The sequence below is a fragment of the Phenylobacterium sp. T106 genome, from assembly GCF_057219735.1.
In genome coordinates this window covers 85,669-106,362 of record NZ_JBXVWA010000004.1, presented here as the reverse complement: position 1 = coordinate 106,362, position 20,694 = coordinate 85,669, and the positions used below count along the sequence as shown (strand labels likewise).

Below are 20,694 nucleotides of genomic sequence, written 5' to 3'. Positions count from 1 at the left end.
AGACCGCCCCCATGAACGCGATCGTCGACTACCAGCCGACGCCGCGCCGCATCGCGCTCCCCGGGCGGGGCGGCGAGATGGCGGTGCTGGACTTCGGGCCCCGCGGCCGTCCCGTGGACGTGGTCTTCTCCCACGCCAACGGCTTCAACGGGCGCACCTACCGGACCATCCTCGCCCCGCTCGCCGGGGACGTCCGGATGCTGGCGCTGGACCTGCGCGGGCACGGCGCCTCGACCCTGCCGGCGGTGACCGAGGGCCGCCAGGGATGGCACGAGTTCCGCGACGACCTGCTGGCACTGCTGGCCGCGGAGGCGGACGGGCCCGTGGTCCTGGCCGGGCACTCGATGGGCGGCACGACCAGCCTGCTGGCCGCCGCGGCCGAGCCGGAGCGCGTCCGGGCGCTGGCGCTGTTCGATCCGGTCATCTTCGACCAGGCGCGCGCCGCCCAGGACATGGTCGGCGACAACCCCCTGGCCAGCGGCGCCGACCGCCGCCGCGCCGTGTTCCCCGACAAGGCCGCCGCCATCGCCGCCTACACCAACAAGGGCGGCTTCCGCACGTGGCGGCCCGAACAGCTGGCGGACTACGTCGAGGCCGGCTTCGCGCCGACGGCCGACGGCCAGGTGACGCTCACCTGCGCCCCGGCGTGGGAGGCGTCCAACTTCCGGATCCACAACTACGACGCCTGGGCCGCCTTCCGCGCGGTGCGCTGTCCCGTGCGGATCCTGCGGGCCGAGCACGGCTCCACCGCGCGCATCGACGACAACCTGGCCGATCTCGCGGCGATCGGGGCCAAGGTCGAGGTCGTCCCCGGCACGACCCATTTCCTGCCCATGGAGCGCCCGGATCTGGTGCGGCAGGTCCTGCGCGAGCTAGTGGGATAGCTCCGGCGTCCACCGGCTCTTCGCCGCCGCCAGTTCCTCGTCGCTCATCGCGATCATCTTGCGGGTGTTGAGGTCGAAGGCCACCGAGATCGCCTCGGCGGTGGCCCACGGCCGGCCGCTCCCGGGGTCCAGCACCCAGTGGAAGATGCGCTGGATGCGCGCGTCGCCGCCCTGGAAGCCGGAGTGCAGCGCCACCCGGTCGCCGGCCCGCGGCCAGGCGTGGTGGATCAGCCGGTACTCCAGCGCCGCGCCGCCGCGGCCGCTCTCGCGCGGGCCCGGCCGCTGGCCGAAGAACAGGTGCGGCATGGCCAGCGACAGGCGCTGCATGACGCCCTCGGTCCGCAGCCGCCCGAAGGGGTCGCAATCCTGGGCCAGCACGGCGCCCAGGCCGGTGCGCGGAAGCCCCAGCGCCTCGGCGCGCGCCAGCGACGCCTGGGGCGCCGCCAACCGATCCAGTGCGATGGACCGGGGTCCGCCGCCCTCGGGGACGACGGCGGCCAGCGCCTCGGCGCGCCGGCGCGTCCGCTCGGGCCACGGAAAAGGGCGGCCTTCCCGCGCGGTCGCATGCGCCACGACCGTCTGGAAGGTGGCCGCCATGTCGCCGGTCGGATGCCGCAGGACGAACAGGAGCCGCGCCTCGTCGTCCGTCATCTCGAGCACGCCGCCGCTCATGGTCAGGGGCGTGTTCATGTGCGCCTCGCGCAGGAAGCGCACGTACTGCTCGCGGACGATCAGCGTGGCCTCGGCGGCCGGGCTGAAGGCCTGCGGCAGGCCCAGTTCGGCCGCCATGACAGCCAGGGCCTCCATCGACTTCGCCACGTAGAAGCCGACGTTTAGGTGGCCCATCGCATCGCATTCCCACGCCGCGACGCTGCCCCGCCAGACCTCGATCTCCGCCACGCCCGCGCTCCCGTGTGGCGGGGAGCTTACGGGCGTGCGGATTGCGCCGCTAGCGTTTGCCTTCGACGGGGTCGCCGCCCCGGCCGAGCCGGCTCTCGTCCGCCGAGGTCCCGGGCCCGCCGTCGCCCGCGCCCTGGCGGGGTTCGGGGTTGTCGCCGCCGCCCTCGAAGCTCCGCGGCTCCACCGAGTCGTCCTTCTTCACCGAGGGATACCGCTCGGCGCCCGCGTTGCCGGGGGCGGCGTTCAGGGGCTGGGCCGCGTTGTCCTTGCGGCCCTGCGTCTGGATGTGGTCCTCGTCGGCCGGCCGTTCGTCGCCCATGGCGCGCTCCCTTTCAGATGGCGGTGTCATCCAAAGCGCGATCCGGCAGGGTATCGTTCCGATGCGCTTTTTCGGCTCGCGGCGGGCGCCGGTGCGAGGCAAGTTGCGCCTGGGCGGGAGGGACGCATGGCGGACAAGACCAAGGTGATGATCCGGCGGCACACCCTGGTGACGCGGATCACCCACTGGCTGAACGTGCTGGCGGTCAGCCTGCTCCTGATGACCGGGCTGCAGATCTTCAACGCGCACCCGGCGCTCTACTGGGGACACGCCTCCACCTTCGCCGATCCCTGGCTGTCCATGAGCAAGCAGGAGATCGGCGGCGAGGCGCGCGGGATCACCCGCATCGGCGACGCGACGTTCGACACGACCGGGGTCCTGGGCTGGTCCGGCAAGCCCGGCGCGCGCGAGGCGCGGGGCTTCCCGGCCTGGGCCACCGTGCCCAGCTGGCGCGACCTGGCGAGCGGCCGGCGCTGGCACTTCTTCTTCGCCTGGCTCTTCGTGATCAACGGCCTGGTCTACTGGCTCTGGGGGCTGCTGGGCGGCCACATCCGCCGGGACGTCCTGCCCACGCGCGCCGAGCTCTCGCCGCGCCACATCCTGCACGAGATCGGCGCGCACGCGCGGCTGAAGTTCCCGAAGGGCGAGGCGGCGCGATCGTACAACGTGATCCAGAAGGCGACCTACCTGGCGATGATCGTGGTCGTGCTGCCGGTCATGGTGCTGAGCGGGCTCTCGATGTCGCCGGGCTTCAACGCCACCGTCCCGGGGCTGATCGACCTCTTCGGAGGCCGGCAGGGGGCGCGGTCGGTCCACTTCATCTCGGCCGGGCTGATCGTCGCCTTCGTGCTGGTGCACGTGGCGCTCGTGGTGCTCTCCGGCTTCTGGAACAACATGCGCTCGATGATCACCGGCCGCTACGCCATCGAGGTCGAGGGAGGCAAGGCATGACCACCAACCGCCGCGGATGGCTGGGCGCCGCCGGCGCCTCGCTGGCGGGCCTCTGGCTCACCGCCTGCGACAAGCTCGCGAACGACCCGAAGGTGAACGGCGTCCTGCAGAAGGCCGAGGGCTGGACGATGCGGGCCCAGCGGGCGCTCACCGACCGCAAGGCCCTGGCGCGCGAGTTCTCGCCCGCCGACATCTCGCCCGACTTCCGCGCCAACGGCACGACGCGCCCCGACAGCTACGAGTACGAGACGCTGCTGGCGGGCAACTTCGCCGACTACCGCCTCGCGATCGGCGGCCTGGTCGAGCGGCCGCTGGAGCTCAGCATGGCCGAGCTGCGGGCGCTGCCGTCGCGCACGCAGATCACGCGCCACGACTGCGTCGAGGGGTGGTCCTCGATCGGCAAGTGGAAGGGCGCCCGCCTGGGACCGCTCCTGGACCGCGCGGGGCTGAAGCCGAACGCGCGCTACATCGTCTTCCACTGCGCCGACAGCCTGGAGCTGACGCTGGACGGGACGGGCCAGTACTACGAGAGCATCGACCTGATCGACGCCTACCACCCGCAGACCATCCTGGCCTACGAGATGAACGACGCCACGCTGCCGGTCAGGCACGGCGCGCCCATCCGCCTGCGCGTCGAGCGCCAGCTCGGGTACAAGCACGCCAAGTACGTGATGCGCGTCGAGGCGGTGGAGCGGCTCGACGCGGTGGACGCCAACGGCCAGACGGTCCTCGGCCGCGGCAAGGGCGGCTACTGGCCCGACCGCGGCTACGAGTGGTACGCGGGCATCTAGGGCGCGCGGCCTCAAACCCTGTCATCCCGGTTTCGCCGCAGGCGAAGACCGGGACCCATAGACTCCGTGGGTCCGGAAGGGGCGCGGCGGCGGCGGTGGCGGGCCGCCTCCGCCATCGGGCGCGTATGGGTCCCGGTGTTCCGCTTCGCGGAAACCGGGATGACAGCTGGGAGGGTGGGGCGCTACCCCAAACACTGTCATCCCGGTTTCGCCGGAGGCGAAGACCGGGACCCATAGACTCCGTGGTTCCGGAAAAGGCGCGGCGGTGGCGGTGGCGGGCCGCCTCCGCCATCGGGCGCGTATGGGTCCCGGTGTTCCGCTTCGCGGAAACCGGGATGACAGCTGGGAGGGTGGGGCGCTACCTCAAACCCTGTCATCCCGGTTTCGCCGCAGGCGAAGACCGGGACCCATACACTCCGTGGGTGCCGAAGGGGGCGCGGCGGTGGCGGTGGCGGGCCGCCTCCGCCATCGGGCGCGTATGGGTCCCGGTGTTCAGCTTTCGCGGAAACCGGGATGACAGCTGGGAGGGTGGGGGCGCTACCCCAAACACTGTCATCCCGGTTTCGCCGGAGGCGAAGACCGGGACCCATAGACTCCGTGGTTCCGGAAAAGGCGCGGCGGTGGCGGTGGCGGGCCGCCTCCGCCATCGGGCGCGTATGGGTCCCGGTGTTCCGCTTCGCGGAAACCGGGATGACAGCTGAGAGGGCGGTTCCGCGAGGTGTCTACGACTTCGCGAAGAGATCCGCCCAGCGCGGCTTCTTCCGGGCCTTGTGGGCGCCGCGGTGGAAGGCGTCCGAGGCGATCAGCGGGACCACCGTGGTGGCCTCGGCGAACACCATCTGCTCCCAGGTCACGTCCACCTTGCCCCAGGAGCAGGCCTCCTTGAGTGTCGAGGACGAGCAGGCGCCGTCACGCACGTCGGCCACCGTGATCTGGACGGCGTACTTGTGCATGTCCACCTCGTGGCCGAGGATCTCGGCGCAGACGACAGTGTCCTGGGCGAAGTTCTTCGGCACGCCGCCGCCCACCATGAAGAGGCCCGTCGCGCCGGCCTTCAGCTTGATCTGGGTCAGCTCGCGGAAATCGGCCACGGCGTCGATGGTCAGGTAGGGCTTGCCCGCCTGCATCCGCTCGACCTGGTGCTTCACCAGCCCGAAGCCCGCCGAGGAGTCCACGAACGCCGGGCAGAAGATCGGCACGCCTTCGCGGTAGGCGGTCTCGACCAGGCTGTCCTTCTTCTTGGCGTTGCCGTCCGCCAGCCACTTGCCCATCTCGTGGATGAACTCGCGGCTGGAGTACGGGCGCGGCTCCAGCATCTCGCAGAGCTGGTAGATCGTGGCGTCGCACGCCTGCAGCTCTTCCTCGTCGATGTAGGTGTCGTAGATGCGGTCGATGTAGAGCTCGCGCAGGTCGCGATCGTCCACGTTCGACTGGGCCTGGTAGTGCTTGAAGCCGAGGGCCTCGAAGAAATCCATGTCGACGATCGAGGCGCCCGTGGCGACCACCACGTCGATCATCCCGTGCTTCACCATGTCCCGATAGATGTGCATGCAGCCGCCCGCCGAGGTGGAGCCGGCGAGCGTGAGCCAGGTCGAGCAGTCCTTGTCTTCCAGGCTCATCGACCAGATGTCGGCGGCGCGCGCAGTGTCGCGGCTGGTGAAGCTCATCTGGCGCATGGCGTCGATCACCGGGCGGGCGTCGTACTGGTCGATCGCCACGTGCTCGACGGTGTTGGCCAGCAGCTCGGCCTTGCGGTTCGTGGTCTGGGGAGCGTTCATCGCTAGGTTTCCCTCTCGAAGGTGACGCCCGTCCAAAATGAAAAGGCGCGGCCGGGACGGAGCGACCGGCCGCGCCTGTAGTCCTTCGGTGGCAGTCCTACCGGCGGCGGCGCTTCTTGCCGGCCGCGCCCTTCGGGCGGCTCAGACGCACAACCTTGCGCTCCTCCGCCTGTTCCTCGCGGGGGCGGCGGATCACGCGGCCGGCGAGGCCGAACATCGAGGCCATGGGGGCGTCGGACACCTCCACGATCTCGGCGTCGCCGAAACCGTTGAAGTTCGTCTTCATCGCCACGCCATAGGCGCCCAGCATGCCGATCTCCACGTAGTCGCCTTCGCGGATGTCCTCGGGCAGCCAGAACGGGCCCGGCATGTGGTCGATGGAGTCGCAGGTCGGCCCGTAGAAACGAAAGGGCCGGAGCGGTCCTTCGACCTCATGCGCCTGCGCGCCCTCGCCGCGGTAGAGCTTCACCGGAAAGGGCCACTTCATGTGCGCCGCATCGAACAGCGAGCCGTAGCTGCCGTCGTTGAGGTACACCGCGTCGCCCTTCTTCAGCTCGACCTTGGTGAGGATGGACGAGGCTTCGGCCACCAGCGCCCGGCCGGGCTCGCACCACAGCTCGGTCTCCTCGTGCACGCTCATCTCGGCGAAGCCGCGCTGGATCGAGTCGACGTAGTCGGCCATGTCCGGCGGAATCATCCCCGGGTAGACGGACGGGAAGCCGCCGCCCACGTCGACGATGTCGACCATGACGCCGGCGCGCACGATGGCGCGCTGGGCCTGGGCCATCGCCGCCTGGTAGGCGGTCGGCCGCATGCACTGGCTGCCCACGTGGAAGCTCACGCCCAGCTTGCCGCTGGTGGCGCGCCGCGCGGCCAGCAGCAGGGCCGGCGCCTCGTGGCCCTCGACGCCGAACTTGCCGGCGAGCGAGTACGTGGCGCCCTCGGCGCTGACCGCCAGCCGGACGACCAGCGTCAGGTCCGGCGCGCCGTCGGTGGCCTCGAGGATCTTCGCCAGCTCCTCATGCGTGTCGAGCGCGAAGGTCTTCACGCCGAAGCGGTGGTACGCCTCGGAGATCGCCTTGCGGCTCTTCACCGGATGCATGAACGCCATGCGCGCGCCGGCGGCGAACTGCGCCACCAGCTCGATCTCGCGGATCGAGGCCACGTCGAACGAATTCACCCCGTTCGCCGCCAGGGTCTCGATGACCCACGGCGAAGGGTTCGCCTTCACGGCGTAGAATACGTCGCCTTGAAAATTGTCCTGGAACCAGCGCGCCGCTACGGCCACCACGCCCGGCCGCGCAAAGGCGACAGGACGCTCCGGGGACCGCTCGCGGACCAGGTCCAGGGGCGTATGGTACGTGTGCACCTCACGCAACCCCCAACGGATTGTTGAACCCAGACCGGCGTTAGCAGCGCTTTTGAGGACATCGGGTCCGCCGGAAGCCGCGCAAATAGGGGCAACGGACCGGGATGTAAAGCCTTCGTGTCGCCGCGGGCCTGAGGGGGTCCGCGCGATCGCCGCCCCGACGCGCCGCCCGGGCGCCGCGCGGCGCGGGCTTTGCGGTCATCCGGCGGCCATTCCTGCGGCCTTTGCGCCGCACGGCCGCCGCTTGCGCGGGGCGCGCTGGACCGCAGCCCGGGAGGCGTGCCATGAAGCCCCGTTTGCCTGACGGGAAAGCTCCGACCGCCTCCATGACCGACGCCGCGGTTCTGTCGATACGGAACGCCTCCAAGACCTTCGGCCAGCGCCGCGCCCTCGATGGCGTGTCGCTCGACGTCCACAAGGGCGAGATGATCGCCCTGATCGGTCCCTCGGGCTCCGGGAAGTCCACCCTGCTGCGCTCGATCAGCGCTTTGCAGACGATCGACGCCGGGCCGGGCGAGATCGTGGCCTTTGACAGCCCCGTCCAGAAGGACGGCCGGATCGCCGGCGACGTGCGCAGGACCCGCACGCGGATCGGCATGATCTTCCAGCAGTTCAACCTTGTGGGCCGGCTGTCGCTGTTCACCAACGTCGCCCTGGGCTCGCTGGGGCGGATCGGGTTCCTGCGCGCCGCCTTCGGCCTCTGGCCTGCCGAGACCAAGCAGGCGGCCATGGCGGCGCTGCATCGTTTCGGGCTGGCCGAGTACGCCGCCCAGCGGGCCAACACGCTGTCCGGCGGCCAGCAGCAGCGCGCCGCCATCGGCCGCGCGCTGGTCCAGAAGGCCAAGATCATCCTGGCCGACGAGCCCGTCGCCTCGCTGGACCCGGTCTCGGCGCGGCGCGTGATGGAGATCCTGCGCGAGCTGAACGACAACGACGGCCTCACCGTCATCGTCACCCTGCACCAGGTGGACTACGCCCTGCGCTACTGCCGCCGGGTGGTCGCGCTGAAGGCCGGCAAGGTCGTCTACGACGGCGCGCCCGCCGGGCTCGACAAGTCCCGCCTCATCGACATCTACGGCCCGGAATTCGAGGACGTCTTCTGGGAAGGAGCGCCGACATGATCCGCCGCACCCTCATGCTCTGCGCGGCCGCCGCGCTCGCCCTGGCGGGCTGCGGCAAGCCCGCCGAGAACGCCGGCGGCGGCAGCGCCCCCGGCGAGCTCACCTTCTCCATCCTCTCGGCCGAGAACCAGGCCTCGATGGAGCCGCTCTGGACGCCGCTCCTGAACGACCTGGCGGCGGCCACGGGCGTGAAGGTGAAGCCCTATTTCGCCACCAACTACACCAGCCTGGTGGAGGCCATGCGCTTCAACCAGGTGCAGATGGGCTGGTTCTCGGCCTCGCCCGCGCTGTCGGCGGTGCGCCGCGCCAACGGCGAGGTCCTGGGCCGCGTCGTCGACGCCGGCGGCGACGCCACCTACAAGTCGGTGATCATCGTCCGCAAGGACAGCGGCATCACGCTCGAGAAGCTGCTCGCCTGCGACAAGACCATCAACTTCGGCATCGGCGACACCCAGTCCACGTCGGGCACGCTGGCGCCGCTGACCTACCTCTTCACGCCGCGCAACATCGAGCCGGCCAAGTGCTTCAAGTCGGTGCGTTCGGCGAGCCACCAGGCCAATGCGTTCTCGGTGGCCAACGGCGTCCTGCAGGCCGCGACCAACAACTCGGTCGGCATGCTCTTCTTCGCCCGGCAGAACCCGGCCCTGGCCGACAGGGTCCAGGTGATCTGGGAGAGCCCGCCGCTGCCCGAGAGCTCGATCGTGGTCCGCAAGGACATGGATCCGGCGCTGAAGGAGAAGATCCGCCAGTTCTTCCTGACCTACGGCACGGGGACCGACGCCAAGGCCGAGAAGCAGCGCGAGGTGCTGAAGGGGCTCGCCTACGGCGGCTTCCGGCCGGCCGACAACAGCTACCTGAACCCGGTGCGCGAGATGGAGGCGGGCGAGGCGCTGGCCGCCGCCCGGCGCTCGGGCGACGCCGGACGGATCGCCAAGGCGCAGGCCGAGTTCGACAAGGTCCGCGCCGAGACCGCCCAGGCCCAGGCCATCGAGCCCGCGACCGCCCCATGAGCGAGACGACGTCGCCCGCCGCCATCCCGCCGCCGCCCCGGCGCACGCTGCGCCAGCGCGTGCCCGACATCGTGATCTGGGGCACGCTGGCGGTCCTGCTGATCATCGCCTTCGGCCCGGCCGAGCTCTACAAGCTGCCGCTCCTGTTCACCCAGTCGTCGAACATGGTGGAGCTGGGCCGCGGCTTCACGTCGCCCGACTTCACTCAGTGGCAGCTCTACGTCTCCAAGATGTGGCAGACGATCCAGATGGCGATCTGGGGCACGTTCCTGGCCATCATCACCGCCACGCCGCTGGGCCTGCTGGCCTCGCGCAACATCACGCCCGCCTGGATCCAGTGGCCGATCCGCCGGGCGCTCGACATCGTGCGCTCCATCCCGGACCTGGTGATCGGGATGATCTTCCTGGTGGCCGTGGGGCCCGGTCCGCTCGCGGGCGTGATGGCGCTGGCCATCGGCACCTCGGGCGTGCTGGCCAAGCTGTTCTCCGAGGCCGTCGAGTCGATCGACCGCGGGCCCGTCGAGGGCGTCCGCGCCACCGGGGCGGCCAAGCTGCACGAGGTGATCTGGGGCGTGATCCCACAGGTGGCCCCGCTGTGGACCAGCTATGCGCTCTACCGGTTCGAGTCCAACAGCCGCAGTGCGACGGTGCTGGGCCTGATCGGCGCCGGCGGCATCGGCCAGGTCCTCTTCGACAGCCTGAACGCCTTCAACTACTCGGCCACCGCGGCCATCGTGGCGGTGATCATCGTCGCCGTGATCGGCATCGACATGCTGAGCCAGGCCATCCGCAGCCGGCTGCTCTAGGGTCCTTCCCGCACGAGCCGGGACCCCTATCAGCACGCCCACCCTCCCAGCTGTCATCCCGGCTTCGGCAAAGCCGAAAGCCGGGACCCATACGCGCCCGATGGTCGTGGCGGCCCGCCGGCGCCACCGCCGCGCCCCCTCCGGAACCACGGAATCTATGGGTCCCGGTCTTCGCCTGCGGCGAAACCGGGATGACAGCCGATGGTCGGACGTTGTTGACGGAGTTCTCAATCCAGAGCGCGTTCCTGGCCCTCGGCGTCCGCCAGCACGCGCAGGCCGGCGGCGCGCGCGATCTCCAGGGCGGCGATGGTCCGGATCGTCGCGTCGTCCGGCTCGTCGCCCCCGTCGAACAGGGTCAGCAGCCGCCGGTCGACGGCCTCGATGAAGCGGCGGATGGCGCCGGCGTCCGGCAGGTGGGTGCGATGGGCTCCGGCGGTCATGGCTGGCCGACTAGACGCCGGGGCCCGGCCCCACCTTGAACTGCGTCAAACCCGGCCGCGTCAGCCGCGGAATTTGGCCAGCAGCGCCTTGAGCTCGGGCTCGTCCACCAGCCGCGCGGCTTCGGCCGGAGTGGTCCAGTTGCGGTCGCGCTCGGCCATCTCGGGCCAGATGTCCCGCTCCTCGGCCACCTCCATGGGGAAGACCTGCACGCGCACGTGCTGGGTGCGGCCCGACCGCAGGCGCTTGTCGTAGTGGTAGACGCCCAGGCTGCGGCGGCGCGGCTCGCCCACGACGCCCGCCTCCTCGAACGCCTCCTGGGCGGCGCAGGGCCCGGGCTCCTTGTCCTTCATGGGCCAGCCCTTGGGGATCACCCAGCGGCGGGTCTCCCGCGAGGTGATGAGCAGGACCTCGACCTCGCCGTCCTCGCGCCGGCGCCACGGCAGCGCGGCGTACTGGGTCCGCGGCTCCCGGTCGGGTTCGGGACGAACTCTGTCCTGCTTCTTGCCCAACGGCGCGCTGAGGCTCCCGTGTGATTCGATCATGAGAACGAGCGTCGAGCGGGCGGGTTTACGCGCGGTTGCCGGGCGCGCCAACCGCATTGTCATAAAAGTGTCACGCGGCCCGGCGCCGGACCCCTGCGATCAGGCGGCCTCGGGCCTGCGGCGGCGCACGCGGGCCAGGCGCCTCAGGCGGCGCCAGAACCGGGTCTTCTCCGGCTCGGGATACGGCTCGAGGTTCTTCACGAAGTCCTCGGCGCAGGCGCGCCAGGAGAACGTCTCGGCGAACGCCCGCACGGCCCGCCGGTCGAGGTCCAGGCACTGCAGGCAGGCCTCGCGCAGGCCTTCGGTGGCGGTGAGGGCCAGGACGCCCGCGCCCGATCCCGGGATCAGGTCGATGGGGCCCGGCGCGGGGTAGGCCGCCACCGGCGTCCCCGACGCCATGGCCTCCAGGATCACCAGCCCGAAGGTGTCGGTGAGCGAGGGGAAGACGAAGACGTCGGCGCACCGGTAGTGCTGCGCGAGCTCCTCGCCCTGCTTCGAGCCGGTGAAGACCACGTCCGGATACTTGGGCTTCAGCTCCTCCAGCTGCGGCCCGGGGCCCACCACGACCTTCGAGCCCGGCAGGTCCAGCGCCAGGAAGGCCTCGATGTTCTTCTCCACCGCCACCCGGCCCACGTAGAGGAACACCGGCTTCGGCAGGTGGGCGAAGATGTCCGCCTCGCCCTCGGCCCGGGGCCGGAAGACCTCGGTGTCCACGCCGCGCGACCAGTTGGAGATGTTGCGGAAGCCGTGGCGCGACAGCTCCTCTCGCATGGTCGGCGTGGCGACCATCAGCCGGCCGGACGGCTTGTGGAACCATTTCATGTACGCATAGCCGGCGGCCAGCGGCAGGGGCAGGCGGGCCGAGACGTACTCCGGGAAGCGGGTGTGGTAGCTGGTCGTGAAGGGCAGCTTCCATTCCACGCAGATGCGCCGCGCGGCCAGGCCGATCGGTCCCTCGGTGGCGATGTGGATGGCCTCGGGCTCGAAGGCCTTGAACAGCTCCTGCACCGGCTCGTAGACGCCGATCGCCACCTTGATCTCGTTGTAGGTGGGCAGCGGGAAGGTCTTGAACTGGCCCGGATGGATCACCTCTACCGTGTGGCCGATCGCCTGCAGCTCGCTCACCACCCGCGTGAGGGTGCGGACCACGCCGTTCACCTGCGGCTCCCAGGCGTCGGTGGCGATCAGGATCCGCAGCGGACGGGTCGGGTCGCGCTGGGCGGTGATCGCCTCGCGCAGGCGCCGGTCGGTGCGAGGGGCGGGCTTGGGCCGCTCGGGCTGGCCGAAGGCCTCGGACTGCATCCAGGCCCAGAACGCCCCCAGGAGGGCTTCCTTGGTCGGGAAATGCCGGTAGACGGTCCGCTCGCCCACGCCCGCGTCGCGGGCGATCTCGGCGAAGCTGAGGTCCTCGAGGCTGCGGGTCTCGAGCTGACGGCCGACGGCGCGCAGGATCTGGTCGCGGGTTTCCGCCCGCTGGCGGTCGCGCAGGTTCGGCAGGGGGGTTTTCATGACAGTCGAACTGTCATCGCTTCTCCGGGCAAGTCAATGCAGCTCGGCAGGCGCCGGGCGGCCCAGGCGCCCGGAATTTGCGCCGCCCTTGCGGGAGAGGGGGGCGAAAGACCACCTAGCCTCTTGGCAGGCGCGCCCGCCGCGTGCCTAGGGAGCGTCAGGTTCCCGACGTGGATTCTATGGACGCCAGCCCTACCACCGCCCGCGCGACGCCCAAGTCCCAGCGCACGCGCACGCGCATCCTGGACGCGGCGATGCGCCTGTTCGCGGAGATCGGCTACCACGCCGCGAGCAATGCGGTGATCGCCGACGCGGCGGGCCTCACGCGCGGCGCCATGCTCTACCACTTCGCCGGCCGCGAGGAGCTGGTCGAGGCGGCCATCGCGCATATCGAGTCGACCCGGGCGCGCCTGTCCGAGGAGGCGGCCGCCCAGCCGGCCCCCGGGGTGGACGCCGCCGAGCACGCCATCGACGTCTACTGGGCGCTCCTGCAGCAGCCGGCGTTCGTCGCCTTCGCCGAGCTGGAGGCCGCCGCACGCACCGATCCGATGGTCCGCGAGCGCCTGGCTGCGGCCCGCAGCGCCTTCGACCACGCCCAGCTGGGCGGCGTCCGGTTCGGGGCGATGGTGCAGGCCGGCGACGACCCGCGCTTCCAGACCAGCCGCGACCTCGGCCGCTTCCTGCTGGAGGGCCTCGCCAAGGGCTCGCTCACCTACGACGAGGCCGCGCGGCGCGAACGCCTGCTGATGGTGGTGAAGCGGGCGGTGCGCATGCTGAACCGCAAGGGCGACCTGCACGACCTCTGGCCCGAGTAGTCAGCCGCCGGCCAGGACGTCCTTCGGGTCGGCCACGCCCTGCAGCGGTTCGCCGGCCAGGAAGCGGCGCAGGTTCTCCAGGAAGGTGGCGTCGTTGCGCACGGGGTTTCCGGCGCTCATGCCCGACGCGTGGGGCGTCAGCGTCACCTGCGGGTGGTCCCAGAACGGGCTGTCGGCGGGGAGCGGCTCGGTCTCGAACACGTCCAGCACCGCGTGCGCCGGGCGCCCCGCCGCCAGCGCCGCCAGCAGCGCGGGTTCGTCCACCAGCGCGCCGCGGCCCACGTTCACCAGGATCGAGCCTGGCTTCATCCGGGCGAACGCCGCCGCGCCGGCCACATGCCGGGTCTCGGCCGTCGCGGGCGCGGCGAGCACCCAGACGTCGGCGTCCGGCAGCAGGTCCGGCAGCGCCGACGGCGGCGCGATGGCGTCGGCGCAGGGCTCGGGCGCGGGATTGCGGCGCACGCCGGTGACATGGGCGCCGAACGCCTGGGCGCGCCGGGCCACGCCCTGGCCGATGGCGCCGAAGCCGAAGATCACCCAGCGCGTGCCGGCGACCTCGCGGAAGGGCCGGCGGGTCCATTCGTGCGCCGCCTGGGCGGCCCGGCGCCGGGCGCCGTCCTGCAGCACGTCCAGCACGCCCCACATGACATAGTCGGCCATGCCCACGGCCTGCCCGTGGCTGGTGGTGAGGCTGGCGCCCTTCTCCACGATCCGCCCGAACACCGGGTTGTCGAACCCGGCCGCGCCGCTCTGCATCCAGCGCAGGCGCGGCGACTTCAGGGCCGCGGCCATGAACGGCCGGCCGGCGCCGGAGAAGAACGTGTCGGGGTTGGCCCAGGCCGCGTCGGGGTGCGCGTCGTCGACGCTCACGGGCGCGCCCGCGAGCCGGATCTGGCCATCGTCGTCGATCAGCAGCAGCTCGAGGGCCGCGCCAAAGGCGTCGAGGGCGGCCCGGTTGCGGGCGTAGGACTTCTCGTGGAGCAGCAGGCGCATGGGTTTCTCCCCGGCCGGTGGTCTAGCCGGGGAGAGGCCGTTCCGCTACCGCCCGCCGCCGCCGCCGCCGCCGCCGCCGGCCGCGGGCTTGGCCACCGGCGCCGGAGCGGCCGGCTGTTCGGCCGACTGCTGCTGGCGACGGCGCATGTTGCCCATCATCTTCAGGGCCGCCTGCAGCTCGCCGTTCTCGACGCCGCCCGACTTGTCCTGGTCCATCTGGGCGAAGAACGGCTTCAGCCGGTCGCCCAGCTCGCCGCGGAACTCGGCGACCTGGATCTTGCCGTCCAGGTTGTCGTCGAACATGCCCATGAGGCGGCTCTGGTCGACGAGCTGGTCGTAGTTCACCTGCTTGGCCGCCGTCTCCTCGGTCCACCGGTAGCGGATGGCCGTGTAGAACATCTCCTCCCAGGACTGGTCGCCCCAGACGATCGTCTTCGTCGGGTCCGGGTTGGCCGGGTTCTGCTTGGAGTTGTCGTACCAGTAGTTCGCGACGAGCCGCGAGCCGGCGGGGATCTTCACCGGCTCGGCGAAGGTGTACTCGCGCTGCCAGTTGAAGTCGTAGCGCGGCATCGCCAGCAGGCGCTTCTTCGTGCCGTCGGGCAGATGCACCCAGAGGTCCGAGGCGTAGCCGCGGTAGTGGGCGTGCGGGAACGCCGAGTACAGCAGCATATCCTTCGGGATCTCGAGGTAGGCCGTCTCCTTGTGACGCGCCGCGCCGGCGGGGATGCGGATCGAATTGTCCACGATCACCGAGTTGCGCATCATCAGCTCGGGCTTCTCGCCGTCCTTGTAGAAGTAGAGGCCCAGCAGGGACTTGTCGGTCGCCTCCTTGCCGAAGGGCGTGTAGTGCGCCTGGAAGCCCACGGCGCCGCCCGGCGGCAGGTAGGTGCCGACGTTCTTGGGCCACAGCGTCGCCTCGGCGCCCACCGCGTAGCCGCCCATCGACGCGCCCCAGCGGCTCTCGTTGCCCTTGCCGTCCTTCGGCACTTCCGTGAGGTAGCCCGACAGGAAGTGGTGCACGCCCTGGCGCGAGCCGACCACATAGCTGGACGCCTTGACCCACTTGCCCTCGGTGAGCGGGTTGGCGACCACCGGCCGCTGGTAGTCCACCACGCCCGAGGCGGGGATGGTGTAGGCCGGGATCTCGAGCACCAGGTCCGGCTTGCCCAGCGGCCACTCGGTCACCTTGCGCTTCTTCGCGTTGGAGGCCAGCACGTCGGGACCGTCGCCGCGCGGCGCGCCCTGCTCGACCCACTTCACCAGCGTCTTGATCTCGGTGGGCGTGAGGCTCTTGTCGTCGTCCCACTTGCCCACGTGGGCGTCCACGTTCCACGGCGGCATGCGGTCGGTGCGGATGACCTCGCGGATCATCGGCGAGAAGCCCTTCACCATCTCGTAGCTGGACATGGCGAACGGGCCGATGCCGCCCTCGGTGTGGCAGCTGGCGCACTTCTTCTCGAGGATCGGCGCGACCTGCTTGACGTACGAGATCTGGGCGACCTTGCCGCGCTCGGGGAAGTCGATCAGGCAGCCGCGGGACTGCTGCGTGGCCTGCACGACCGGCCGGCCGGCCAGCGCCGCCTCGATGGCGTCGGTCGTCCAGGTGTGGTCGGCCTTGGCCTTCTGGGCGCCGTAGTCGAGCCGGTCGTCCAGCGGGCCGCGGTACAGGATCTTCCAGGTCTTGGGATCGACCACGAAGAACTCGCCGGTGCGCGTCACGCCCAGCTGCTCGCCCACCAGCTGGTGGGCGTCCTTCAGGATCGGCACGTCGAACCCGTATTCGGCCTTCTCGGCGGCGATCGCCTCCATGCTGTCCTGGACGGCGGAGTTGACCATCAGGAACTGGACGCCCTGGCCCTCGTACTTCGCCTTCAGCTCCCGGATCGCCGGGGCGAGGTTGCGCACGATGGGGCAGCCGTTCGCGTGGCTGATCAGCACCACCAGCTTGGCGTCGGTGCGGTAGAGCTCGTGGCCCATGTAGTCGGTGTCGGCGAGCATGAAGTTGTCGACCGAGACCGGCGTCGCGACGCCCGCCACGGCCGAGGCCGGAGCCGCGTTCGCGAACGCGTTGGGCGCCTGGCCGTCCGTGGTGCAGCCGACAAGCAGCGCACTGGCCGAGGCGGTCGCCGCCAGCATCGAAAGGCGGGCCTTCGTCATCCGGTATCCTCCCCAGGGATCCCGCCGGGTTGGGTCCTGGCGGGTCCGTTCGAATTTGATTGCTACGTCAGATCATAGTCGAGCAGATGCGCGTTGCATCATTATTTCTAATCAATGTTCAGATGGCGAACGGCGCCGGATCGGGGCGCCCGGCATCGCGTAGGCGCACAGCTTGTTGCCGTCGAGGTCGCGGAAGTACGCGAGGTACAGTCCGCCCCCGCGGACCCCGGGAAGACCTTCGCAGGCGCCGCCCAGTTCGAGACCCTTGGCGTGGAAGCGCTCGACATCCTCGCGGGTGTCGAAGATGAACGCGAACATCGAGCCGTTCCCCACCGTCGCCGGCCGGCCGTCGAACGGGCCCAGGACGCCGAAGTTGGGCCCGGCGGCGGTCCCGTACACGCGACCGCCCGTGGGATGCTCGAAGATCGGCTCCAGTCCCGCCAGGGACAGCAGGGCGTCGTAGAACGCCTTCGCCTCCTCGAGGCGGTTCGAGCCCACCGTGCAGTACGTCAGCGCACCCATGTCCGCCCCCCAGAAGGCCCCAGCTTAGCAGCCGGGCGCGCGGGCGTTCCACCCGGACCCGACGCCGCGGCTAGCGCGCCGCCTCCGCAGCGGTCCAGGCCTCGATGCGCTGTTCCAGCAGGCCGAGGGGCAGGGGGCCGGCCAGCAGGACCGCGTCGTGGAACCGGCGGATGTCGAAGCGGTCCCCGAGCTGCCCGCGCGCCCGCTCGCGCAGCTCCAGGATCTTCATCTGCCCCACCTTGTAGGCCAGCGCCTGCCCCGGCCATCCCACGTAGCGGGCCAGTTCCACGTCGATGTTCAGCGGGGCGAGGGCCGTGTTGTCGGTGAAGCACGTCTTCGCCTGGGCCACCGTCCAGCCCTTCCAGTGGATGCCGGTGTCCGCCACCAGGCGGCAGGCGCGCCACATCTCCATCGAGAGCATGCCGAAGGTCTCGTAGGGGTTCCGGTAGAGGCCCATCTCGCCCGCCAGGCGCTCGGCGTAGAGCCCCCAGCCCTCGGTGAAGGCGGTGACCCCGGCGTTGCGGCGGAACGCGGGCACGCCCTCCAGCTCCTGCGCCAGGGCGATCTGGGTGTGGTGGCCGGGCTGCGCCTCGTGCGCCGCCAGCGCCGGCATCTCGAACAGCGGGCGCTGGTCGAGGTGGCTGGTGTTGACGATGTGGCCGCCCGCGACGCCCTGCTTCGGCGCGCCCTCGAAATAGCGGGCCGAGGTGTAGCCCTCCTCGATTTCGGCCGGCACGGGCCGCACCCCGAAGGGCAGCCGGGGCAGGCGGCCGAACCAGCGCGGCATCTGGTCGTCCACCCGCTTGTCGAACCAGGCGGTCTTCTCGAGCAGCTCCTCGCGGGTGCGGGCGTAGAACCGTGGGTCGGTCCGCAGGAAGCGGATGAAGGCGGACAGGTCGCCCTGGAAACCGGCCTCCGCCTTGACCTCCTCCATCCGGGCGCGGATCCGCGCCACCTCGGCGAGGCCCAGCTCATGGATCTGGTCGGGCGTCATCGCGGTGGTCGTGTGGTCGGCCACGAGCCAGCGGTAGTAGGCTTCGCCGCCCGCCAGCGTCCGCGCCCCCAGCCCCTTGCGGCTCGCGGGGAGGTATTCGCGCTCGAGGAACTCGGCGAACCGGCGCTGGGCGGGCCGGATCCGGTCGCGGATCACCGCCTCGGCGGCGGCCCGGAGTTCGGCGGCCCGCTCGGGGGGCAGCTTCGCGGCGGCGAAGGGCTTCAGCAGCGGATCGGTCCCCACCGGCGCGCCCGCGGCGGCCCGGGCGCGCTTCAGCACCGCCTCGCCGGTGGTCGCGGGCTGGGTGAAGCCCGTGCGCACGCCGCGCCGGGCGTTCTCGATGTTCTGGGCGTAGTAGCCCGGCAGGGCGCGAAGGCGGGCGATCCAGGCCTCGGCGTCGGCCTCGCTGTCGAGCGGCGTGGTCGAGGCGTAGTAGTTCATCTCGATGTCGAAGCCGCTGTCGCTGTTGAACGGCATCCGCGCCTCGTCGAAGGCGAGGCTCTTCAGGCGGCGGTCGAGGGTCCAGGCCAGGAATTCGCGGTTCAGCCGGGCCTCGGGCGACAGGCCGGCCGGGTCGATGGCCGACAGCCGCGCCTGGAACGCCTCGTAGGCGGCGCGGCGCTGCAGGTCCGCGGCGAGCGAGGCGTCGGGCAGCCGCGCCAGCGCCCCCCGGTCGCCCTCCCGGCCGGCGGTCACCGGATCCTGCCCGAGGGCGTAGGCCTCGTAGTCGGCGACCAGCCGGTCGAGCGGCCGGTCCTCGGCGAGGGCGGGCGTGAACGCGGGGACGGCGAACGCGAGGGCGAGCACGAACAGGAGACGGCGCATGGCCGGCAGGCTCGCGCGCATCGCCGCCAGCGGCAAGGCTTGGCACTGCGTCGCGACGCAGGCCAAATGGGCCGGTCGAACAGGGGCGTCCATGAACTTCCTGACGCGGATCAAGCCGCTGGAGCACGCCTCGGCGCACGACGGCCGCCGGCTGAAGGCGACGCTGGGATGGCCGCACCTCATGGCGCTGGGCATCGGCGCCATCATCGGGACCGGCATCTACACGCTCACGGGCGTGGCCGCGGGCCTGGCCGGGCCCGCCGTCATCCTGTCCTTCGCCGCCGCCGGGCTCATCTGCGCGCTGGCCGCGCTCTGCTATTCCGAGATGGCCAGCCTGACCCCCCAGGCCGGAAGCGCCTACACCTACACCTATGTGACCCTGGGCGAGGGCCTCGCCTGGATCGTCGGCTGGAGCCTTATCCTCGAGTACACGCTGGTCTGCAGCGCCGTGTCCGTGGGCTGGTCGGGCTACGCCTCGGGCCTGCTGCGCGGCTGGGGCGTCCCGGAGATGTTCCTCGACAAGGGGGTCATCGACCTGCCCGCCGTGTTCATCGCCCTGGTGGTGACCGGCGTCCTCCTGATCGGCACCCGCGAGAGCGCGCTGATCAACTTCGTCCTGGTGTGCGTGAAGCTCGTCGCCCTGGCGGTGTTCGTGGCCTTCACCCTGCCGCACTTCGACGCGGCGAACTTCGGCGACTTCGCCCCCTTCGGGTACGGCGCGCACGAGATCGACGGCAAGAAGTACGGGGTCATGGGCGCCGCGGCGATCATCTTCTTCGCCTTCTACGGGTTCGACGCCATCTCGACCGCGGCCGAGGAGGCCCGGAACCCGCGCCGCGACCTCACCATCGGCATCGTCGGCTCGATGGCGGTCTGCACCCTGATCTACATGGTGATCGCCGCCTGCGCCCTGGGCGTGGTCCCCTACGAGCCCTTCTCCCGCAGCTCCGAGCCGCTGGCCTATGCGCTGAAGGCCCTCGGGCAGAACACCGCCGCCGAGCTGATCGCGGGCGCGGCGGTCGTCGCGATGCCGACGGTCATCATGGTGTTCATGTTCGGCCAGAGCCGGGTCTTCTTCGCCATGGCGCGGGACGGCCTGCTGCCGGCGCGGCTCGCCACCGTCGATCGCCGCGGCGTCCCGGCGGCGGTGACGATCCTGACCGGCGTCATCGCCGCGGTCATCGCCGGGATCATGCCGCTGGACGAGATCGCGTCCCTGGCCAACGCCGGCACCCTGGCCGCGTTCATCGCCACCGCGTTCGCCGTGATGGTCCTGCGGCGGCGGGATCCGGCGCTGGAGCGCCCGTTCGTGACGCCGCTGGTCTGGATCGTGGCCCCCGCGACGGTGGCGGGCTGCCTCTGGCTCTTCAGCAGCCTGCAGGCGAAGACGATCCTCTTCTTCTTCATCTGGAACGCCGTGGGCGTGGGCGCCTATCTCGCCTACGGCCGGCTGCGGAGCCGCCTGGCCTGATGTCCGCCGCACCTCCAGCCAAGGCCGTGGCCGCCCGGGCGGCGGCCCGCCACAGCGCCGACTACGTCCTGCGGTCGCTGAACCTGCTCGGGCAGCTCTCGGGCGGCCACCTCCTGACGGGCCTGGTGTCCCTGGCCCTCACCCAGGCCAACGTCGCCCACCTGATGACGAAGGGGGGCTACACCGAGATCGACGACATCCCGCCGGACGCCGAGCGTCGGCCGGTCAGCGTCCTCTCGCTGGCGGCGTCCCTGGGGCTGCCCTACGAGACCACGCGCCGGCACGTGGAGATCCTCATCCGCGGCGGCCACTGCGTGCGCGTCAAGGGCGGCGTGATCACCCCCGCGAGCGCCCTCGACACCGACCTCCATCGCGAGTTCCTGGCCGCCAACCTCGCCAACCTGCGCCGCCTCTACCGCGGCCTCCACGCCCTGGGGCTGGAGTTCTAGCGCCTGCCCGTTTCGGGCGCCTGCCGCCCCGCCCGCCGCGAGACAGC

General features: G+C 71.1%; 20 protein-coding genes and 1 pseudogene. 9 read left to right on the top strand and 12 right to left on the bottom strand.

The window, feature by feature from the left end; translation table 11 throughout:
• Positions 1-11 precede the first annotated feature (11 nt).
• Positions 12-884: an alpha/beta fold hydrolase gene (locus tag AC2D8W_RS10745; protein WP_484671539.1), complete on the top strand. Its 873-nt coding sequence runs from the start codon at positions 12-14 to the stop codon at positions 882-884.
• On the opposite strand, the gene AC2D8W_RS10740 is transcribed toward AC2D8W_RS10745, so the two are convergent.
• Positions 873-1,784 carry a thioesterase family protein gene (locus AC2D8W_RS10740; RefSeq protein WP_484671538.1) on the bottom strand — a complete coding sequence of 304 codons (912 nt, stop codon included), beginning with the start codon at positions 1,782-1,784 and terminating at the stop codon, positions 873-875. The two genes, AC2D8W_RS10745 and AC2D8W_RS10740, sit on opposite strands and share 12 nt — an antisense overlap.
• Before the next feature lie 49 nt (positions 1,785-1,833).
• On the bottom strand, positions 1,834-2,103 hold the full coding sequence (locus tag AC2D8W_RS10735; protein WP_484671537.1) for a hypothetical protein: 270 nt from the start codon (positions 2,101-2,103) through the stop codon (positions 1,834-1,836).
• Positions 2,104-2,229: 126 nt separating this feature from the next.
• Between AC2D8W_RS10735 and AC2D8W_RS10730 the strand changes: the two genes are divergently transcribed.
• Both AC2D8W_RS10730 and AC2D8W_RS10725 read left to right on the top strand, forming a co-directional pair.
• Positions 2,230-3,054, top strand: coding sequence for a cytochrome b/b6 domain-containing protein (locus AC2D8W_RS10730; RefSeq protein ID WP_484671536.1), 825 nt, complete (start codon positions 2,230-2,232; stop codon positions 3,052-3,054).
• Positions 3,051-3,845: a molybdopterin-binding protein gene (locus AC2D8W_RS10725; protein ID WP_484671535.1), complete on the top strand. Its 795-nt coding sequence runs from the start codon at positions 3,051-3,053 to the stop codon at positions 3,843-3,845. The genes AC2D8W_RS10730 and AC2D8W_RS10725 overlap by 4 nt, the downstream gene beginning before the upstream one ends.
• A 722-nt stretch (positions 3,846-4,567) precedes the next feature.
• Here AC2D8W_RS10725 and AC2D8W_RS10720 read toward each other — a convergent pair.
• Positions 4,568-5,623 (bottom strand): 1,9-bis(guanidino)-5-aza-nonane synthase, encoded by a 1,056-nt coding sequence (locus AC2D8W_RS10720; RefSeq protein WP_484671534.1) that lies wholly within the window; start codon positions 5,621-5,623, stop codon positions 4,568-4,570.
• A 97-nt stretch (positions 5,624-5,720) separates the two neighbouring features.
• A complete protein-coding gene (locus AC2D8W_RS10715; RefSeq protein ID WP_484671533.1) occupies positions 5,721-6,992 on the bottom strand; it encodes a type III PLP-dependent enzyme in 1,272 nt (423 codons plus the stop codon).
• A gap of 326 nt (positions 6,993-7,318) precedes the next feature.
• Between AC2D8W_RS10715 and phnC the strand changes: the two genes are divergently transcribed.
• The 3 genes from phnC to phnE are packed head-to-tail and all read left to right on the top strand — an operon-like array spanning position 7,319 to position 9,929.
• The gene (gene phnC / locus AC2D8W_RS10710; protein WP_293485881.1) at positions 7,319-8,113 is read left to right on the top strand and encodes a phosphonate ABC transporter ATP-binding protein; all 795 of its coding nucleotides are present in this window, start codon (positions 7,319-7,321) and stop codon (positions 8,111-8,113) included.
• Complete coding sequence (gene phnD / locus AC2D8W_RS10705) at positions 8,110-9,123, top strand: phosphate/phosphite/phosphonate ABC transporter substrate-binding protein (RefSeq protein WP_484671532.1); 1,014 nt, start codon at positions 8,110-8,112, stop codon at positions 9,121-9,123. The genes phnC and phnD overlap by 4 nt, the downstream gene beginning before the upstream one ends.
• Positions 9,120-9,929, top strand: a complete 810-nt coding sequence (gene phnE, locus AC2D8W_RS10700; protein ID WP_293485885.1) for a phosphonate ABC transporter, permease protein PhnE — start codon at positions 9,120-9,122, stop codon at positions 9,927-9,929. The genes phnD and phnE overlap by 4 nt, the downstream gene beginning before the upstream one ends.
• A 227-nt stretch (positions 9,930-10,156) precedes the next feature.
• Here the strand turns inward: phnE and AC2D8W_RS10695 are convergent, their stop codons facing one another.
• The 4 genes and pseudogenes from AC2D8W_RS10695 to AC2D8W_RS10680 all read right to left on the bottom strand — a co-directional run.
• A complete protein-coding gene (locus tag AC2D8W_RS10695) occupies positions 10,157-10,369 on the bottom strand; it encodes a hypothetical protein (protein ID WP_484671531.1) in 213 nt (70 codons plus the stop codon).
• 60 nt (positions 10,370-10,429) lie between these two features.
• The gene (locus tag AC2D8W_RS10690) at positions 10,430-10,912 is read right to left on the bottom strand and encodes an NUDIX hydrolase (RefSeq protein ID WP_484671530.1); all 483 of its coding nucleotides are present in this window, start codon (positions 10,910-10,912) and stop codon (positions 10,430-10,432) included.
• Between the two features lie 99 nt (positions 10,913-11,011).
• Complete coding sequence (locus AC2D8W_RS10685; RefSeq protein WP_293482134.1) at positions 11,012-12,109, bottom strand: glycosyltransferase family 4 protein; 1,098 nt, start codon at positions 12,107-12,109, stop codon at positions 11,012-11,014.
• Between the two features lie 129 nt (positions 12,110-12,238).
• Positions 12,239-12,421: pseudogene (locus AC2D8W_RS10680) on the bottom strand (TetR/AcrR family transcriptional regulator); the annotation flags it as partial.
• Between the two features lie 179 nt (positions 12,422-12,600).
• On the opposite strand from AC2D8W_RS10680, the gene AC2D8W_RS10675 reads away from it, so the two are divergent.
• Positions 12,601-13,236, top strand: a complete 636-nt coding sequence (locus AC2D8W_RS10675) for a TetR/AcrR family transcriptional regulator (RefSeq protein ID WP_484671529.1) — start codon at positions 12,601-12,603, stop codon at positions 13,234-13,236.
• On the opposite strand, the gene AC2D8W_RS10670 is transcribed toward AC2D8W_RS10675, so the two are convergent.
• The 4 genes from AC2D8W_RS10670 to AC2D8W_RS10655 form a co-directional block, all read right to left on the bottom strand.
• The gene (locus tag AC2D8W_RS10670) at positions 13,237-14,229 is read right to left on the bottom strand and encodes a D-2-hydroxyacid dehydrogenase (protein WP_484671528.1); all 993 of its coding nucleotides are present in this window, start codon (positions 14,227-14,229) and stop codon (positions 13,237-13,239) included. It lies immediately after the preceding gene.
• A 45-nt stretch (positions 14,230-14,274) separates the two neighbouring features.
• Positions 14,275-16,386 (bottom strand): redoxin domain-containing protein, encoded by a 2,112-nt coding sequence (locus AC2D8W_RS10665; protein ID WP_484671527.1) that lies wholly within the window; start codon positions 16,384-16,386, stop codon positions 14,275-14,277.
• A 111-nt stretch (positions 16,387-16,497) separates the two neighbouring features.
• Positions 16,498-16,908, bottom strand: a complete 411-nt coding sequence (locus AC2D8W_RS10660; RefSeq protein WP_484671526.1) for a VOC family protein — start codon at positions 16,906-16,908, stop codon at positions 16,498-16,500.
• Positions 16,909-16,978: 70 nt separating this feature from the next.
• On the bottom strand, positions 16,979-18,727 hold the full coding sequence (locus AC2D8W_RS10655; RefSeq protein WP_484671525.1) for a DUF885 domain-containing protein: 1,749 nt from the start codon (positions 18,725-18,727) through the stop codon (positions 16,979-16,981).
• Between AC2D8W_RS10655 and AC2D8W_RS10650 the strand changes: the two genes are divergently transcribed.
• Positions 18,726-20,198 carry an amino acid permease gene (locus AC2D8W_RS10650; RefSeq protein WP_484671524.1) on the top strand — a complete coding sequence of 491 codons (1,473 nt, stop codon included), beginning with the start codon at positions 18,726-18,728 and terminating at the stop codon, positions 20,196-20,198. The two genes, AC2D8W_RS10655 and AC2D8W_RS10650, sit on opposite strands and share 2 nt — an antisense overlap.
• The gene (locus tag AC2D8W_RS10645) at positions 20,198-20,647 is read left to right on the top strand and encodes a hypothetical protein (RefSeq protein ID WP_484671523.1); all 450 of its coding nucleotides are present in this window, start codon (positions 20,198-20,200) and stop codon (positions 20,645-20,647) included. The genes AC2D8W_RS10650 and AC2D8W_RS10645 overlap by 1 nt, the downstream gene beginning before the upstream one ends.
• Positions 20,648-20,694: the final 47 nt, after the last annotated feature.

Bases quoted from the DNA above. Each gene is read 5' to 3' on its own strand.
- phnC (WP_293485881.1), top strand. From the start codon at position 7,319: ATGACCGACGCCGCGGTTCTGTCGATACGGAACGCCTCCAAGACCTTC.
- AC2D8W_RS10745 (WP_484671539.1), top strand. From the start codon at position 12: ATGAACGCGATCGTCGACTACCAGCCGACGCCGCGCCGCATCGCGCTC.
- AC2D8W_RS10670 (WP_484671528.1), bottom strand. From the start codon at position 14,229: ATGCGCCTGCTGCTCCACGAGAAGTCCTACGCCCGCAACCGGGCCGCC.
- AC2D8W_RS10660 (WP_484671526.1), bottom strand. From the start codon at position 16,908: ATGGGTGCGCTGACGTACTGCACGGTGGGCTCGAACCGCCTCGAGGAG.
- AC2D8W_RS10720 (WP_484671534.1), bottom strand. From the start codon at position 5,623: ATGAACGCTCCCCAGACCACGAACCGCAAGGCCGAGCTGCTGGCCAAC.
- AC2D8W_RS10725 (WP_484671535.1), top strand. From the start codon at position 3,051: ATGACCACCAACCGCCGCGGATGGCTGGGCGCCGCCGGCGCCTCGCTG.
- AC2D8W_RS10675 (WP_484671529.1), top strand. From the start codon at position 12,601: ATGGACGCCAGCCCTACCACCGCCCGCGCGACGCCCAAGTCCCAGCGC.
- AC2D8W_RS10655 (WP_484671525.1), bottom strand. From the start codon at position 18,727: ATGCGCCGTCTCCTGTTCGTGCTCGCCCTCGCGTTCGCCGTCCCCGCG.
- AC2D8W_RS10695 (WP_484671531.1), bottom strand. From the start codon at position 10,369: ATGACCGCCGGAGCCCATCGCACCCACCTGCCGGACGCCGGCGCCATC.
- AC2D8W_RS10650 (WP_484671524.1), top strand. From the start codon at position 18,726: ATGGCCGGCAGGCTCGCGCGCATCGCCGCCAGCGGCAAGGCTTGGCAC.
- AC2D8W_RS10645 (WP_484671523.1), top strand. From the start codon at position 20,198: ATGTCCGCCGCACCTCCAGCCAAGGCCGTGGCCGCCCGGGCGGCGGCC.
- phnE (WP_293485885.1), top strand. From the start codon at position 9,120: ATGAGCGAGACGACGTCGCCCGCCGCCATCCCGCCGCCGCCCCGGCGC.
- AC2D8W_RS10730 (WP_484671536.1), top strand. From the start codon at position 2,230: ATGGCGGACAAGACCAAGGTGATGATCCGGCGGCACACCCTGGTGACG.
- phnD (WP_484671532.1), top strand. From the start codon at position 8,110: ATGATCCGCCGCACCCTCATGCTCTGCGCGGCCGCCGCGCTCGCCCTG.
- AC2D8W_RS10735 (WP_484671537.1), bottom strand. From the start codon at position 2,103: ATGGGCGACGAACGGCCGGCCGACGAGGACCACATCCAGACGCAGGGC.
- AC2D8W_RS10665 (WP_484671527.1), bottom strand. From the start codon at position 16,386: ATGACGAAGGCCCGCCTTTCGATGCTGGCGGCGACCGCCTCGGCCAGT.
- AC2D8W_RS10690 (WP_484671530.1), bottom strand. From the start codon at position 10,912: ATGATCGAATCACACGGGAGCCTCAGCGCGCCGTTGGGCAAGAAGCAG.